16 protein-coding genes and 1 tRNA gene are annotated in these 16,466 nt (G+C 61.1%); 15 read left to right on the top strand and 2 right to left on the bottom strand.

Features of this window, described 5'->3' with window-relative positions:
• Window positions 1-44: 44 nt before the first annotated feature.
• Window positions 45-2,180, bottom strand: coding sequence for an STT3 domain-containing protein (locus tag BR00_RS00085; protein ID WP_496475655.1), 2,136 nt, complete (start codon window positions 2,178-2,180; stop codon window positions 45-47).
• A gap of 153 nt (window positions 2,181-2,333) precedes the next feature.
• On the opposite strand from BR00_RS00085, the gene BR00_RS00080 reads away from it, so the two are divergent.
• From BR00_RS00080 to BR00_RS00015, 14 genes are all read left to right on the top strand, one after another.
• Window positions 2,334-2,915, top strand: coding sequence for a hypothetical protein (locus BR00_RS00080; protein WP_496475590.1), 582 nt, complete (start codon window positions 2,334-2,336; stop codon window positions 2,913-2,915).
• Entirely contained in the window at window positions 2,846-4,111 is a 1,266-nt protein-coding gene (locus BR00_RS00075) for a PAS domain-containing sensor histidine kinase (protein WP_496475589.1), read from the top strand. The genes BR00_RS00080 and BR00_RS00075 overlap by 70 nt, the downstream gene beginning before the upstream one ends.
• Before the next feature lie 39 nt (window positions 4,112-4,150).
• Window positions 4,151-4,606: an RT0821/Lpp0805 family surface protein gene (locus tag BR00_RS00070; RefSeq protein WP_496475588.1), complete on the top strand. Its 456-nt coding sequence runs from the start codon at window positions 4,151-4,153 to the stop codon at window positions 4,604-4,606.
• 238 nt (window positions 4,607-4,844) lie between these two features.
• Window positions 4,845-5,594 carry a cytochrome c3 family protein gene (locus BR00_RS00065; protein WP_496475587.1) on the top strand — a complete coding sequence of 250 codons (750 nt, stop codon included), beginning with the start codon at window positions 4,845-4,847 and terminating at the stop codon, window positions 5,592-5,594.
• A gap of 6 nt (window positions 5,595-5,600) precedes the next feature.
• The gene (locus tag BR00_RS00060; RefSeq protein WP_496475586.1) at window positions 5,601-6,791 is read left to right on the top strand and encodes a 4Fe-4S dicluster domain-containing protein; all 1,191 of its coding nucleotides are present in this window, start codon (window positions 5,601-5,603) and stop codon (window positions 6,789-6,791) included.
• A 21-nt stretch (window positions 6,792-6,812) separates the two neighbouring features.
• The gene (locus BR00_RS00055; protein ID WP_496475585.1) at window positions 6,813-7,766 is read left to right on the top strand and encodes an RnfABCDGE type electron transport complex subunit D; all 954 of its coding nucleotides are present in this window, start codon (window positions 6,813-6,815) and stop codon (window positions 7,764-7,766) included.
• A gap of 5 nt (window positions 7,767-7,771) precedes the next feature.
• Window positions 7,772-8,359, top strand: coding sequence for an RnfABCDGE type electron transport complex subunit G (rnfG, locus tag BR00_RS00050; RefSeq protein WP_496475584.1), 588 nt, complete (start codon window positions 7,772-7,774; stop codon window positions 8,357-8,359).
• A gap of 9 nt (window positions 8,360-8,368) precedes the next feature.
• Window positions 8,369-9,085, top strand: a complete 717-nt coding sequence (gene rsxE / locus BR00_RS00045) for an electron transport complex subunit RsxE (protein ID WP_496475583.1) — start codon at window positions 8,369-8,371, stop codon at window positions 9,083-9,085.
• A gap of 15 nt (window positions 9,086-9,100) precedes the next feature.
• Complete coding sequence (locus BR00_RS00040) at window positions 9,101-9,676, top strand: electron transport complex protein RnfA (protein WP_496475582.1); 576 nt, start codon at window positions 9,101-9,103, stop codon at window positions 9,674-9,676.
• A gap of 15 nt (window positions 9,677-9,691) precedes the next feature.
• Window positions 9,692-10,573 (top strand): RnfABCDGE type electron transport complex subunit B, encoded by an 882-nt coding sequence (gene rnfB / locus BR00_RS00035; RefSeq protein WP_496475581.1) that lies wholly within the window; start codon window positions 9,692-9,694, stop codon window positions 10,571-10,573.
• 10 nt (window positions 10,574-10,583) lie between these two features.
• On the top strand, window positions 10,584-11,582 hold the full coding sequence (locus BR00_RS00030; RefSeq protein WP_496475580.1) for an FAD:protein FMN transferase: 999 nt from the start codon (window positions 10,584-10,586) through the stop codon (window positions 11,580-11,582).
• A gap of 40 nt (window positions 11,583-11,622) precedes the next feature.
• Complete coding sequence (locus tag BR00_RS00025; protein WP_496475579.1) at window positions 11,623-13,161, top strand: two-component system sensor histidine kinase NtrB; 1,539 nt, start codon at window positions 11,623-11,625, stop codon at window positions 13,159-13,161.
• 87 nt (window positions 13,162-13,248) lie between these two features.
• Window positions 13,249-14,379 (top strand): response regulator, encoded by a 1,131-nt coding sequence (locus tag BR00_RS00020; RefSeq protein WP_496475578.1) that lies wholly within the window; start codon window positions 13,249-13,251, stop codon window positions 14,377-14,379.
• A gap of 85 nt (window positions 14,380-14,464) precedes the next feature.
• Window positions 14,465-15,745 (top strand): L-cysteine desulfidase family protein, encoded by a 1,281-nt coding sequence (locus BR00_RS00015; RefSeq protein ID WP_496475577.1) that lies wholly within the window; start codon window positions 14,465-14,467, stop codon window positions 15,743-15,745.
• Window positions 15,746-15,999: 254 nt separating this feature from the next.
• Here the strand turns inward: BR00_RS00015 and BR00_RS00010 are convergent.
• Window positions 16,000-16,076 (bottom strand) — tRNA-Asp (locus tag BR00_RS00010).
• Between the two features lie 138 nt (window positions 16,077-16,214).
• On the opposite strand from BR00_RS00010, the gene BR00_RS00005 reads away from it, so the two are divergent.
• Window positions 16,215-16,466, top strand: a 252-nt coding sequence (locus BR00_RS00005) for a helix-turn-helix domain-containing protein (protein ID WP_496475576.1), incomplete at its 3' end; no start/stop codon positions are given.

The raw sequence follows: 16,466 nt of genomic DNA, 5'->3' as shown, positions 1-16,466 counted from the left end.
TCAATCACGAAAAACTCCGTGCAAGCACCAGGCGCCGCTCCTGTCTAGCGCACGCGATACACCCGCACCCAGGGATAGCGGTCCTCCACCAATTCCAAATACGGCGCCGCCGCCGCTGGGTCTCCAATCAAGAGCTGCACCATCATGGAGCCAAAGGCGCGGTTGTCTGCGATATGGATGGAATTGGCCGCTTCATTGACAATGGCGTTGAGCCCAGAGCCCGCATTCCACGCCAGTTGCCGTGGCGGCGGTCCCACGAAAAAGAGTCTCTCCAAGGCAAAGGTTCGACCGCTATTCATGAGGAGCCCGGCCTTGGTATCAATGTCCGTCTTTCCAACCATAGCTTGAAGTATAGCGGGATCGCTGAGGCCGGTCTCCACGTCCCAATGGCCGAAAAAGGAGATCCAGCCTGCAATGCGCATGTTTTCCCACGTGACCACCAGGTACTGCTCGGGAAGCGGCCCCCAGGAAAGGTCTTCGCGGGCCAGACGATGCAAAAACTCCCTGGTGCCTTGGGGGCCGAGCCTGCGAAAACCGATAACCGGGTCGGTCACGTAGCTGCCGTTGGTGGCTGCAAGCTGGCTTTGGGTGACGAACTTCATGATTTGCGCGGCCTCGCGCGGGGAGTTCGTCATATGCACCCGAGCCAAGGGAAAAAGCCACGGCCCATCGTGCAAGCCGCCGTCGCCAAAGCTCATGCGCTCCGCGAAATACTGTGCGGCATAGCCGTAGTCCCACCATTGCCAGAGACGAGCGTTGGGAGGAGTGACCTGCTGCAGGCGGAGATACGTTTCGGCAAAGATCTTGGGGATCACCGGAATGGGCACCACCTGCCGCATGAGGTCTGCAGCGGGCCACAAGGCAAAACAACTCAAAACGAGCTGGGCAATCCAGCGTCGCCCCTGGCGAGAGGTCAGCCGCCGCACCCCCCAGGCCACGCCAAAGGCCAGACCGATGCCGGCAGGTACGCCGCCATACATGGCAAATCGGTTGCCGAGCCAGACACTGGCCATGCCAAGCCCCCAAAACGGCGCAAACACGAAAAGCACGGGCCAGCGCCACAAAGCGGCCACAAAGCCCACTGAGGAAACCACAAAAAGCCACGGCCGCCCCGCCACACGTTCCATCATGCCCAGCCAATCCAAATTTTGGGCCTCGCGGATACTCTGGGCCACGGCGGGGAGCTTCAAGGTGTCCGAAGAGGCGCTGTCCACGGAAGAATTCTTGGTGAACATGAGTGCGCGCAGGGCGTAGTCATGCAGCACGGCGGCAAAGTCGGAAAAATACGCCGCCACAACCGCAGCCACCACTGCCGCCCACAAAAGTTGCGGGCGGCGAGGGCCGGTCTGGGCCATGGCCGCCACGGCCAAAGCCGCAGGCACCACCCCCCAAGGACTCAAATAGATGAGACAAAACATGGCCAAAAGCGCCAAAAAAGCCTGAGGCCAAAGCTCCCTGCGCCCGCATACGGCCACAAGAAGTGCCGCCGCCCCCAGTACGGCCAGAATAATCGTGCCGCTTTGGGGATAAAACCCGCGGCTGAGCATCCCCGCAACGCCCACCACCACCGGCCAGACCATCTCGTGCCGCAGCTCGCGCAAGCGCCCGCCCCAACGCTCGCCAAGAGCCCCCTGCAGCCACACGGCGCACAGGGCCGCCACCACGGTGGGAAAGAACAAGGAAAGAATATCCGTGTCGCAAAAGCCGATACGGGTGCGGACCAAAAATCCAAGGCTGGTGCCTGCCATCACCCCGGCCAAGGCCCCGGCCTCGGGTACGCCCAAGCGGAAGGCGAGCCAGCACACCGGCACGCAGGTGAGGGGAGTCACCACCACCGGCAGCCAAAACCCGATGACCCCCAAGGGCGCTCCGGTGAGGGCGTGGAGCGCTGCAAGGCCACGCGCCATCCACGTATCCACATACCCGCCGATGCCTTTGGCCCCGGCGAGCCAGGCGTACGCATCGTGGGTGGCCATGAGCGGCTCATCCCCCACCCATAAGTGCGGCGTCATCCACAAGGGAAACTCCGTCACCCGAATAACGACGCCGATGGCCAGGGAAAGGATGAGGGCAAACCACAGCTCTCCACGGGCAGACAACTCCACCACGGACCGAGGGACAGCCCGGTCCGCGGCCGCCGAGGAAGATCGAATTTTCGCGAGAATGCAAGAAAACGGCATCACACCAACTCCACGCTCCGAGAATGCACAAACGTCCCGTTCCCTACCCGCAGATGCTTCAAGCTTCAACCGTGTCCTTGCTACTTGGAAATATATTTTTTTTGGCGTATGAAAGTTGTGTTTCCCGAGTCCCTGCTCCACACGGGAGGTTACATGTCCCCCACCCGCCGTGCCGCTGTCCGGCTTCTCGTCATCTTCATCGGGTACGCCGCCATCGTCGCCGCGCTCTCCTGGGCGTGGTATTCCATGGAAAAAGAAAATTTTACCAGACAGTTGGACCAAAAACTCCTGGCTGCCACCGGCACTCTCAAAGACCTCTTGGCCCCGGACTTCCACGACCGCGCCCGCACCCCGACCAGCATCTCTTTGGAAGAAGAACTGGAGAACCGACGCAAATTCAATGCCCTCAAGGAGGCCTTGGGCCTGACTTGGGTGTACACGGTGATCCGCACGGAGAGCGGCGAATATGTCTTCACCGCCCCGAGCGTGTCCGAAGAAGAGGCCAAAGAACGTCTGTCCTGGTATTTCTATCCCTACCAGGAAATTCCCGAGGCATTCACCCAAGCCTTGGCCCAGCGCGGGAACGCAACCCTGGAATACCGCGATGAGTGGGGGCGATTTCGTTCCTTTTGCCGCACGGAAGTAAGCCCCGGCGGCCACCCTACTTGGCCTGCGCCGATATTGATATCACTCAGATCGAGGCCTTCACCTCCCAACACCTGCTGCTCACCTTAGGCATCGCCACGGTATTCCTCGCCTTGACCGTGCCGGTAGGCCTCACGGTGCGCGGCATGTACCGCGAACACCTCAAGGCCCTCCAAGAGGCGCACACCATCGTAACCGAGCAGGAAGCCTCCCTGCGCACCATTCTCGAAAACCTTCCCGTGGGTGTCGCCGTTGTGGACGCCGCGGAACGCACCGTACTCTCCGCCAACCCCAAGCTGCTGGAAATGCTCGAAGCCACAGCCGATCAGATCATCGGCAAGGAGTGCAAGAAAACTGTCTGCACGCTCTGCACAAATCCCCTCTGCCCGATCCTTGATGGTGTTTCCCTCAAAAACCCCGACCCTGCGCTCACCACTTTCACAGGGCGCAGCGTCCCGGTATTCAAAGCCGCGGTTCCCACCACCTTGGGGGGCAAACACGTGCTCGTCGAAGCGCTCATCGACATCTCGGCCCAAAAACGCCTGGAGGCAGACCTCATCCACGCCAAAGAGGCTGCAGAGGCTGCGGCCCGGTCCAAGGCGCGCTTTCTTGCCGTCATGAGCCACGAACTGCGCACGCCCCTGGGGAACATCCTTGGCACGCTCCAAATTTTGCCCCACCTGGATACCCCAGACAAACAAAAGCCCATGACCGAAGCAGCCCAAAGAGCGGCCCGGGCACTGCTCACCCTACTCAACGATATCCTCGACCTGGCGGCGCTGGAGGGCACAGTCCTCCAGCCGTCCCCAGCCGTCCATCCGGTCCCGGCCATTCTTTCGCCCATCATCCAAATCGCCGAGCCTCAAGCCCGAAGCAAGGGGCTCTCCTGGGAAGCCCCGCCCCACGCCGGGGCAACCCATGTGGAGTGCGACGCCACCCTGGTGCGCAAAGCCCTCCTCCACGTCGTCAACAACGCCATCAAATTCACCGCACGAGGTACCGTCCGCCTCGAATCCTGGACCCACGGCACCGGCTGGTACATCGCCGTGCACGACACCGGCACAGGCATTGATCCGCATCTACTCGACACCATCTTTGCCCCCTTCACCCAAGCAGACATGGAACTCAACCGCGAGTACGGCGGCAGCGGGGTAGGGCTCGGAGTCGCCTCCGGAATCACGCGGCTTCTCGGCGGCAGCATTTGCGTGGACAGCGAGCCCGGCGCGGGATCGACCTTTGTCCTGGCCTTCCCCCGGGCCGTTGCCAACCGGGAGACCACGGTTTAGGAGACGGCTACTCCAGTCACCATAACCATGGAGGTCACCATGCAGAAGACATTTGGCATACTCCTCATGGCCGCCGTGCTCGCCCTACCGTCCGGCTGCGCCACCAAAGGCCAGACCGGCGCGATCATCGGCGGCCTAGGAGGCGCTGCCGTAGGCGGCCAATTGGGCCCCAAGAGCAAACGCGGCCAAAACGCCCTCATCGGCGCTGCCGTAGGCACGCTCCTCGGCTACATCGTGGGCAATGAGCTGGATAAGTACGACCGGCAGCAGATTTCCACCGCCCTGGAGCACTCACCTTCCGGCCAGCCGACGTCCTGGGTCAATCCGGACACCGGCCGCGCCTACCAAGTGACACCAGCGCCGGCCTACACCGCTCCCAACAACGACATCTGCCGCGATTTCACCCTCACCGGCCGTGACGCCTCCGGCCAGCCGGAAACCATCCATACCAAGGCGTGCCGCAACGCCTACGGGCAGTGGGTGCTCATGAACTAAACGCCTGTGCCGACCCCTTCCGGGGTCGGCACGACTTCTCAAAAATAAAACGATAATCGACTTTTTTCCTCCCCTTCCCACCCGCACTCTTTTTTTCAAAAAACCCCTTTACATCCGCTTCCTTCTTAGATAGATGACCTGCAACCTTCTTTCGAAGGTTTGTATCTTTTATGGAAAATGTAAATTTCGGAAGGCAAAAGTCCATTTTTTTGTCAAACCGGAACACAAGGACACTGCTTTGAACAAGCGCTATCTCCCCATCGGCATCGTGTGTGGCGTTTTCGTCCTCGTTCTTGTGGGCAATTTTGCCCGTCAGGTACCATCCAACGAAATCCCGGTCCGTTTACGACTGGAGAATAAAGGTGGATCTGTTGTCTTTACCCATGCACGCCATATCGATTACGTCAAAAACATGGGCAAAGATTGCGCAGCATGCCACCACGACATGCCTGCCACTCAAAAAGAACCTTTGCCCTGCGGGGCATGCCACGCCACGGAGTTCAACACCACCTTCTCGGCAGCTCACCAGCGCACCCTGCCCAAAGAGAGCTGCACCAAATGCCATCATGCGGAAATGGGCACCATCAAGTACGACCATGATGCTCATGCCAATAACTATGCCTCTGCATGCACCGACTGCCATCATAGCCCGGATATTGAGGACGAGCCGCAAGCCTGCAAAAACTGTCATGGCCCGGCGGCCGACGGAGCGGCGCCTGCCCTGCGGGATGCCGTGCATGCCCGCTGTCAGTCCTGCCATGAAGATATGTACGATCAAAAAATAGCAGGATGTACCTCGTGCCATGACTTCATGCCAGGAACGAACGCGGCAAAACAACCGCCGTGCGCCTCGTGCCATTACGAGTCCGACACCATCCCCTTGCCGGCCCGCATGGACTCCTTCCATGGCCAGTGCATGCAATGCCATGAGCAGGCAGGTAAAGGCCCCTTTGGTGATAAGTCCTGCAAACGTTGTCACACCAGGTAGGACGGCATGAAAAAACTCAGTACTGCAACTCCCCTTTCGGACAGCATCCGGAGCATCCCCGCTCCCCAACGGGTGCGTATCGCCCTAGGCAGAGGGCACACGCCCGCGGTGAAAAAGAAGCAAGTGGTGGGCAAAGGCCAGGTTCTCGCCGAGACCACATCTTCTGGTCCATTCGGTGTGGGCTTCGTCCATGCCACCATTGACGGCATCGTCGAAGATATTCTGCCGGAGGCCATCATCATCGGCCCCATCCCCTCCCCCGGAGAAGGCAAAGAGGCGCCGGTACCCGAACGGCCAGGACGTGCGGAACACAAGAACCTCGCCGACGAAGCGCTCGTCCGCTGGCTGCGAGAGATGGGCATCGACACCTCCCGATTCCACCCCTCGCGGACCGTGGTGGTCAACGGCCTCAACCCCGAGCCCGGAGCCTTCCTTAGCGAGCAGCTTTTACGCGACGAACGCGCCACCTTGGATGCAGGCATCAACCTCCTGGAGCGGGCCGTCCGTCCGGGCAATGTCCATCTCGTGGTCGCCCGCGGCTCGGGATACGGCCTGCACGGCGCCCATGTCGTCGAGGCCGACCCGCAGTACCCCTCTACCCTGGACGCCCTCGTGGCCGTAACCGCCACGGGATCGGAAAACCCCGAGGCCACGGACGTCATCTCCGTGGCGGATCTGTATCGGGTGGGACGCGTGGCCACCACGGGCCTTCCGCTCACTGAAGCGGTGCTCACCGTGGAAGGCCACGCAGTGCGCGTCCCCACGGGCACGCCCATCGTCGAGGTCCTCGACGCCCTCGGTGTGCAGGTCCCTGCCGGGGCCACGGTGGCCCTGGGCGGTCCCATGACCGGCGAAGCCATCAGTTCGCTGGATATTGGCGTGCCGGAAAATTGCACGGCCATCACCATCGTTCCCCCGGGACGCTACCCCCAGGTGGGCCCCAATCCGTGCATCAATTGTGGAGAGTGCGTCCTGGTATGCCCCGCACGCATTCAGCCGGGCATGCTTTCCCGCTATGCCGAATTCGCCCTGTTCGAAGAAACCCGGCCTCGACACATTGCGGCGTGCGTGGAGTGCGGCATGTGCACCTATGTGTGCCCGGCCAACCGGCCAGTGCTCCAGTATATCCGTCTGGCCAAACACAAATTGGAAGAGCAGGACGCCTTCGTAGCCACCTGCCGGTTGCAGGACGAATAGCAACACAGCGAGGAACAACGCATGGTCAGCCAGCAATCCCCTTCTCTGCACACCGTCACGGCGCCGCCCTTCTGGCACTGCGGCAGAACCGTGACCGGCGACATGTACCGGCTGCTTGTGGCCTTGGTGCCCGCAGCCCTCTTGGGCGTGTACCGCTTCGGCTACGACGCCTTGACGGTCCTGGCTGTGGCCGGACTGACCGCAGTCATCACCGAAGCCCTCATCCAGCGCCTCATGGAGCAGTCTCCGTCGGCCCATGATTTCACCGCCCTGGCCGACGGCATCCTCCTGGCCTTTCTGCTGCCCGCCACCGCCCCATGGTGGCTGGTGGTGGTGGGCAGCGCGGTAACCATCATCCTCGGCCGTATGGTCTTCGGCGGGTTTGGCGGCAGCCCGGTATGCGCCCCGGCGGTGGGGTGGTGCGTGCTCACCGTCTCCTGGCCTGCGTACATGGATCTCAACGGCATGCTGCTGCGCTGGGACTTGGTGGAACCGCTCAGTGAGCTGAAATATTTCGGGGTGGAGGCCATCTCGGGCATCTCTCTCTCCAGCCTCGTTTTCGGCCAAAATCTCGGCGCCCTCGGCGCCTCCCAGGCGGGCTTGGTACTGGCGGCAGGCGTGGCACTCCTCTGCATGGGGCAGATCCGCTGGTACATCCCTGTCTCGTACCTTGCCGGGGTGTTCGGCACCGCTCTTATCTATTGGCTCATCGATCCCCAGCTCTACGCCTCGCCCCTCTTCCATCTCCTTGCCGGCACCACAATGTTCACGGCGTTTTTTCTCCTGCCTTACCCCTCGGCATCGCCTGTATTCCGCATCCCCATGATACTTTTCGGCCTCATGGCGGGCGCGCTCACCATCCTCATTCGGGTGTACGGCATCTACCCCGATGGAGCGCCCTTTGCCGTACTTCTGGCCAACCTCTGTACCCCGCTTCTTGACCTCATCCAACCCAAGCCTTTTGGCGGGAGGTAGGCGCCATGATGGAAATCGTCCGCATGATCGTCGTACTGTCGGCAATCACCGGCTTGGCGGGCTTTGTCCTCTCGGGCCTCAAGGTATGGACCACGCCCATCATCGAAGAGCAGGTCCTGACCTACGTGCAAAAACCCGCCATCCAGCAGGTCTTCTTCGATGCCGACAACGACCCTATCGCTGACCGGAAAAAATTTACCAAGCCCGGCGGCGGCCCCAATGAAGAAATTTTGGTCTTTCCGGTCATGAAAAACGGGAAACTGCAGGCCATCGCCATGGAAGGCGCGGGCAAGGGGTATGGTGGTGACGTCAATGTCATCGTCGGTATCGATACCACTACCGACAAAGTCGTGGGCATCAGCATCACCACCCACAAGGAAACCCCGGGCATCGGCTCCCGAGTGGCTGAGCCCGGCTTTACCAAGCAGTTCAAAGGGCGGATCCTTGAAAAGGCCAAACTCAAGAAAGAAGGTGGCGACATCGACGCCATTTCTGGCGCCACCTACTCATCCATCGGCGCCACGGAAGCCGTCAAACAGGTCGCCGGCTGGTACGCTACACTCAAAGATTCCATCAAAACCACCTGGCAATAGGAGTACACTATGGGCTCCATAACCTCCGAATTCACCAAAGGACTTTGGAAGGAAATTCCGCCCTTTCGCCTGGTGCTCGGCCTATGCCCCGTTCTGGCGGTGACCACCAGCGCGGAAAACGGCCTGGGCATGGGTGCGGCGGTGATTTTCGTACTCACCCTCTCCAATGTGATTATTTCTTTAGTGCGAAAAATTATTCCCAAAAAGGTACGCATCGCCTGCTTCATCGCCATCGCCGCGTCCCTGGTGGTGGCCGTGGAGATGCTCATGCAGGCCTTTGCCTATCCGCTCTACCAGCAGCTCGGCATCTTCGTCCCGCTCATCGTGGTCAACTGCGTCATCCTCGGACGGGCCGAGGCCTTTGCCGCCAAAAACCCACCCCATCTGGCCATGGCCGACGGCTTGGGCATGGGCATCGGCTTCACCCTGTCGCTCACCTTTCTCGGCAGCCTGCGGGAAGTCTTCGGCGCAGGCACCTGGTTTGGCCATCACGTGTTCGGACCGAGTTTCCACCCCTTCACCTTCATGGTGCAGGCGCCTGGCGCCTTTGTCTGTCTCGGGCTCATCCTGGCGGGCATGAATTTCCTCACCATCTGGCAGGCCAAACGCAAGGGGCTTGATGTGGACCCCAACCTGGATGCTGGATGCAAAGGCTGCATGGCGTGTAAGAAAATGGACGAGATCGCCGCCCAAAAACGCTTGGAACGCTTGGGCGCCAAGGCCTAAGGCAAGGAGCTCCCCATGGAAATCTTTCTGCTCTTCATCTCCGCCATCTTCGTCAACAACATCCTCTTGGCGCAGTATTTGGGCAATTGCCCGTATCTTGGATGCTCCAAGGAAAAGAGCGTCGCCATCGGCATGGGCGCTGCCGTTGTCTTCGTGACAGTACTAGCAACGGTGTTCACCTTTCTCATCCAAAAATACATCATGAACCCATTTCATTTGGGATACCTTCAGACAATCGTATTTATCATCGTCATCGCATCTCTCGTGCAATTCGTCGAGATGTTTCTCAAAAAAATGGTTCCTCCGCTCTACAAAAGCTTGGGCATCTTTCTTCCCCTCATCACCACCAACTGCGCAGTTTTGGGCGTCGCCATCCTAGTACAGCGCAAAGAGTTCGACCTCTGGACGTCCTTTCTCTACTCCATCGCCGCGTCTCTGGGCTTTCTTTTGGCCATCGTGCTCATGGCCGGCATCCGGGAGCGCTTCGTGGTGACGCGCCTGCCGCGCTCCATGCAGGGCGTGCCCAGTGGTCTGGTCATGGCGGGGATCATGTCCCTCGCCTTCTTGGCCTTCAAAGGTATGATCGCCTAACCCCGGGAGCGTCCCATGATTGCTGAATCCGTTGTCACCTTGTTCGGCCTGGGCATTGTTTCCGCCAGCATCCTGTCCGTGGCCTCGCGACTTTTGGCCGTGGAAGAAGATCCGCGCATTGAGGTGGTCACCGAGGCCCTGCCTGGGGCCAATTGCGGCGGATGCGGCTTCGCCGGGTGCGAAGCCTACGCTGCGGCAGTACTCAACGATCCGGACGTCCCTCCCAACCGCTGCTGCGCCGGGGGGCCGGATGTAGCCAAGCATGTGGCCGAGCTCACCGGCAAGGCCGCCGGGGACGTGGAGCCGATGGTGGCCTTCCGCCGCTGCGTCAAAGTGGAAGGCAAGGTGGCCCGCAAATACGATTACGCCGGAGCCACCACCTGCGCTGGGGCCAAACTTTTAGATGGTGGCCCGGACGCATGTCGCTATTCCTGCATCGGCTTTGGGGACTGCGTGCGCGCCTGCCCCTTCGACGCCATGTGGATCGAAGACCACATGGTCCACATTTCTCCGGCCAAATGCACCAGCTGCGGCACCTGTGTGCGCACCTGCCCCAACGGTATTTTGGAACTCATCCCCCGCCGGGCGCGAGTCATGATCTTTTGCTCCTCCAAGGACAAAGGCAAGGCCGTCAAAGAAGTCTGCGAGGCAGGGTGCATCAGTTGCGGGGCCTGCGTGAAAAAGTGTCCGGCCAAGGCCGTCACCATCGAGGACAACCGCATCGTCATCGACCATAAAGCCTGCCTGGCTTACGGCCCCTCCTGTGCAGAGATCTGCGTGACCACGTGTCCACGCTCCATCTTGCGCTGCCTCCAGCCCGAGACCGTCTCCGCCGCCCCGGAGACCGAACCCGCGCACATTCCGGAAGAAACCCACGTGGTGGACCTCAACGCGTAGGAGAAGCACCATGCGCACCATGAATCGTCGTCAAGCCCTCCACCTCCTTGCGGCCTGCACCGCAGCCACGGCTGGAGCGCCAATACTGCGCGCGCTGCCTTGTGCTGCGGCAGACCTGCCCTCGGTCCAGGAGGAGCGCCTCCTGCTCGGAACCATCGTGGGCATCACTGCGGTCGCCCCTTCGGCCCACCAGGCCCAGGAAGCGATTGACGCGGCATTCGCCACCATCAACCGTCTCGATGGAGTACTGAGCCGCTACAATCCCGCGACCCCCCTTTCGGCGCTCAACGCCCACGGACAGCTGCGGGACATTCCCACGGAACTCCAGACCGTCATGGAATATGGCCTCGAACTCCATAAGGCCACGGCCGGGCGCTTTGACATGACCATCGCCCCGGTTCTCGACCTCTTGGAGCGCGCCCAGGGAAATCCCGACCCCGCAGACCTCCGAGAGGCCTTGGCCCTCGTGGATAGCGGGCGAATCCGCATGGCAAGCGGCCATATTGCACTCGCTCACGACATGGCCATTACCCTGGACGGAGTGGCCAAAGGCTATATCGCCGACGCAGCTGCGCAAACTCTGCGCGCGCACGGCATCGCCCACTTCCTCGTGGACGCCGGCGGCGACATCCGTGTCCAAGGATCCCCAGAAGGGCGCGTGTCTGGCCGGCCGTGGATCATCGCCATCGAGGATCCGGACAAGGGGGGGCACTATCCCACCACCATCGCCATGCGCGACGGTGCGGTAGCTACCTCCGGAGGGTATGAACACCCTGTAAGCTCCAAGATCCACCACCTGCTGGACCCGCGTTCCGGCCGCTCCCCCCAGCATGTGCGCAGTGTCTCGGTGGTCGCCCCCACCGTCATGCAGGCCGACGGCTTGGCCACGGCCCTCTCCCTCATGCCGCCACGCGAAGCTCTGCGTCTGGCCGCGAGCCTGCCTGGATGCGCCTGTTTTTTGGTGACCGCCAGTGGAGGGCACCTCGCATCCCCTGGCTGGCCGGCCTAAAAAACCCTTCCTTGCCGCCTCCGGGCGGCGTTTTCATGTCATGAACGCGTCCACCGAAATCCAGACCCCCCAAAAGGAACTTGCCGCCGCCAAGACCGACTTGGAGCGCGTCCTCAACGCCATCCCCGACGCCATCTTCGAGACCGACGCCGAAGGCCGGGTGCGTTGGGCCAATGTGGCCATGACCCGCCTTGTGCGCCTGCCATTACAGGACATCCTCGGCAGGCCATGCGCCGAGCTCTTGGGGTGTTCGTTGTGTTCGCCGCCTCTCCCCAACCATCCCCAAACCGCACCCACCTCTTTTCCGGCTATCCCTGGATGCTTCATCGTCACCCGCACGCCGGTCACTGCCCCGGACGGCGAGTGGCGCGGACATCTCTGCGTGCTGCGGGACGTCACCCAACTGGAACGTTTCAAAGCCACCATGGAAATGGTGGAACACAAGTATGCTTCCATGGTGCATAACGCCTTTGAGGGGATCTTCCAAATCACCCCCGACGGCCGACTGCTCACGGCCAATCCCAGCACGGCCCGAATCTTCGGGTACCCTTCCGTGGAAGTCATGCTTGCCGAGGTGCGCGACATCACGAACCAAATTTACGCTCGCCCCGAGGACCGGGCAGCTGTCCTGAACGAACTCCGCACCACCGGGGCGGTGCAGCAAAAAGAAATCCTTTTCCGACGCCGTGACGGCAGCCACTTCCACGGGCTAGTGAGCGCCCGGCTGCTCCGCAAACCAAACGGGGAGGAAGACCGTATCGAGGGAATCGTCGCCGATATCAGCGAGCGCAAAATCCTCGAGACCCAGATGCTCCAAAACCAAAAACTGGAGGCCATCGGACAGTTGGCTGCAGGCATCGCCCACGAAATCAACTCGCCCATCCAGTACGTTCAAGGCAATCTATGGTATCTCCGAGATGCCTGTACCGCCATCGATGAATGGGCCCGCACGCTCCCGCAACCTCCAGAGGATGTTCTTGGCTTTCTCGAAGAAATCCCCACGGTCCTTACGCAGATGGAAGACGGCATCAACCGCATCGCCCATATCGTGGATTCCATGCGCCGCTTCTCGCATCCAGGGGGAGAGCATCAGCCCACGGATATCAACGCACTGATCGAGCACGCCACGACGCTCACCCGCAATAGCTGGAAATACGCGGCCGAGCTCACCACCGACCTGGATCCATCGCTCCCCCGCGTACCCTGCGCCCCACAAGAAATCACGCAAGTCCTTGTCAACATCATCGTCAACGCCGCGCAGGCCATCGCGGCCTCGCCCAAAAAAGAGACTCCAGGACACATCCACGTCATGACCCGCGCTGTATCCAACGGCGTGGAAATCCTCATCGAAGACAACGGCCCCGGCATGGACGAAGCCGTGCGGCAGCGCATTTTCGAACCCTTTTTCACCACCAAGCCTGTGGGGGAGGGTACCGGCCAGGGACTCTTCATCGCTCAGCGCATCATCGCCCAAGGCCACAACGGCGAGCTCCGCTGCACCAGCTCCCCAGGCAAAGGGGCCCGATTTACCATCTTCCTGCCGCGGCCCCCAGAGCCGGAAGAAGATGCCGCCCCTTGAAGGGCCCGCACGCCATAATCGGCGGCCCCTCGAGGGACTGTCCGCCGGCCTCACGCAGGACCTCTTTCAAGCGAACGGAGTATCCCCATGCCCGAACGGATTTTATTTGTGGACGACGAAAAGTTCGTTCTCGACACCTTCCGGCGCAACTTGCGCGGCAAATTTGATGTGGAGACCGCCGAAGGGCCAAAGTCCGCCCTCAAAAAACTCGAAGCCGCAGAGTTTGCCGTCGTCGTGGCGGACATGCGCATGCCCAATATGAGCGGCGCCGAACTCCTGAAGGTAGTCAAGAACCGCTGGCCACAAACGGTACGCATCATGCTCACCGGCTACGCGGACATCGACAATGCCATGAAGGCCGTGAACCACGGGGCCGTGTTCCGCTTTCTCCTCAAGCCCTGTCCTCCGGACACCCTCATGCGCGCCCTCACCGACGCCCTGGAACAGCACCGGCTCCTGATTGCAGAAAAACAGCTCCTCCATGGCACGCTGCGCGGCTGCGTGCAGGTCATGTCCGAGCTCTTGGAACTGGCCAATCCCACGGCCTACGGCCGGGGAGAACGCGCCAAGGCGCTGATCGTGGCCATGGCCAAATTCCTCGGCGTGGAGGCGATCTGGAAGTACGAGCTCGCAGCCATGCTCAGCCAAATCGGCTGTCTTTCCCTGCCTCAAGATATCTTGGAGCGCCGCTTGGCCGGCGAGGCCTTGTCTCCGGAGGAAGAGCAGATTTTCCTCATGCATCCGGCCATTGCCGCCAATTTACTCCGCAACCTTCCCCGGTTGGAAGAGATCGCCGAAATGGTGGCGGACCAAGAAGCGCCGCTGGAAAAAAATCCCTGTTTGGGCGCACGCATCCTCAAGGTAGCCTTGGACTACACTGACGCCGCAAGCCGAGGAGAAGACGCCCACATCGTAGCACACATGGAACAGCATCCCGAGATCTACGATCCTCGAGTGCTCGGCGCCCTGCAGTGGTACCTCGCGGCCCAACAAGGTCAGCACGTGGAGCGGCTTCCCATCGCCGAGCTTCGCGAAGGCATGGTGCTCGCCGAGCCGGTGGTCACCGCCAACGGCAAAACCCTCATGCGCAAAGGTCAAACCATCTCGCAAGCAGCCATCGAGCGCTTCAAATTTGCCGAAGTACTGGGCGTCCGCGAGCCCATCGCGGTTTTGCGGCCCAAAGACGCTCCGCGCACGCAGGAGGACTCCAAGCCCTAGGCAGCGCCAGACGCATCTACTATGGGGTTGCGGCCAAGCGGCCCTTCGGAGGGCTGGGGCCAAAACGCTGCCACGGGAGAGCACGATGGACGCCACCGACCTGCGCTATCAAACCTACTGCGCCATTTTGCGCGAAGAGCTCATCACCGCCACCGGCTGCACCGAGCCAGTGGCCATCGCCTACGCCGCCGCGCGTGCTCGTGAGGTACTCGGGACCGAGCCTTCACGGGTGATTGTCGAGGCCAGCCCCAACATCATCAAAAACGCCAAAAGCGTCATCGTCCCCAACACAGGAGGACTCAAAGGCCTCGAAGCCGCCGCTGCCGCAGGCATCGTCGCGGGAGATGCGGCGAAAGTGCTCGATGTGCTCGCTGCGGTGGACGACACTGATCGGCAAAAAATCCGGGACTTTCTCCGCCAGCAAGAAATCCAGGTAACCGAAAGCGCCAGCGGGCTCGTTTTTGACCTGGTGATAACGGTTTTTGCCGGCGAAAAGCACGCCAGCGTACGCATCGCCCACTACCACACCAACATTGTCCGAGTGACCAAAGACAACATCGTACTCGCTGACAACCACGACTGCATGGATGCCGCCGCCAGTCCGCAAGCAGACCGCTCTCTGCTCAATATTCACGACATCCTCGATTTTGCCCAATCCGTGGACCTTGCCCTCGTGGAACCTGTGCTGCAGGCCCAAATCGACTGCAATACAGCCATTGCCATGGAAGGATTGCGGGGAGACTGGGGTGCCAATATCGGGTCTGTACTCCTTGCATGCTGGGGAGATGACATCAAAGTCCGCGCCAAGGCATTGGCCGCCGCAGGCTCCGACGCCCGCATGAGCGGCTGCCACCTACCGGTGGTGATCGTTTCCGGCAGCGGCAACCAAGGAATCACCGCGTCCGTGCCTGTGGTGGAGTACGCCAAAGAACTGGGGGCCGACCGGGAAGCGCTGCTGCGGGCCTTGGTGGTCTCCAACCTGGTCACCATCCACCAGAAGACCGGCATCGGCCGGCTGTCCGCCTACTGCGGGGCCGTAAGCGCCGGTTGCGGCGCTGGGGCAGGCATCGCCTGGCTGCATGGCGGCCGGTTTGAAGAGATCGCCCATACCATCGTCAACGCCTTGGCCATGACTTCCGGAATCGTCTGCGACGGCGCCAAGCCGTCCTGCGCCGCCAAGATCGCCCTGGCGGTGGAAGCCGGCATCCTTGGCTTCCTCATGTTCCAGCACGGGCAGCAATTCTACGGCGGTGACGGCATCGTCTCCAAAGGCGTGGAAAACACCATCCACAACATCAGCCGCTTGGGGCGGGATGGCATGCGCGAGACGGACAAAGAAATCATCCGCATCATGCTTGGGAAATAACCAAAGCACGCCAGAAAAAAATCGGCGGGGACTCTATCAGGTCCGAGTTCCCGCTCTCTTAGCCCCATCAGCATGGGGGCCGATGGGGATCATCACCCAAGCGCCTTCCATCCCCCCAGCCGTCCGCTTCTCCAGTTTTCCGCGAGAAGAGACCATTGCGCGCCTCCCGGCCCCTCGCTCCATCTTGGGGCGTCACCTGCGCGGCAGCACAAAAGAAAAACGGTCCAGAGAACCTCTGGACCGTTATCTTCTCGTGGCGGGGCCGATGGGACTCGAACCCACGGCCTCCGGCGTGACAGGCCGGCGTTATAACCGTCTTAACTACGACCCCGCTGTGGCTTTGGAGCAGTGCCCCGCAGCGCGAAGACGGTCTTTAGAGATATGCCCCCCAGCTGTCAACAACTTTTTTTGCGATGTTACCGGACAATGATATTGTCACCCCTGTCTGGGACAATAGAAATGTCATCCCATGAAGACACGTGGTGACGTACTCATGAAGGCAGAGGAAGCGCGGCGAGCGTTTGTGATCAAGCAGGCAGTGGCCGGAGCGTTCACGGTTCGGGAGGCGGGAGAAGTCCTTGGTTTGAGCTACCGGCAGGTGATTCGACTGAAAAATCGGTATCGTAAGGAGGGAGCCGTGGGCCTTGTCCACAAAGGACGGGGCAAAGCGTCGAATCGGAGAATTGCCCAGGAAATCCGTAAGTTCGTTGCCGAGAAGGCG

It is taken from the genome of Thermodesulfomicrobium thermophilum DSM 16697, from assembly GCF_059568695.1.
Note: the sequence above shows the minus strand (reverse complement) of the source record. Positions and strands in the feature narration are given on the sequence as shown.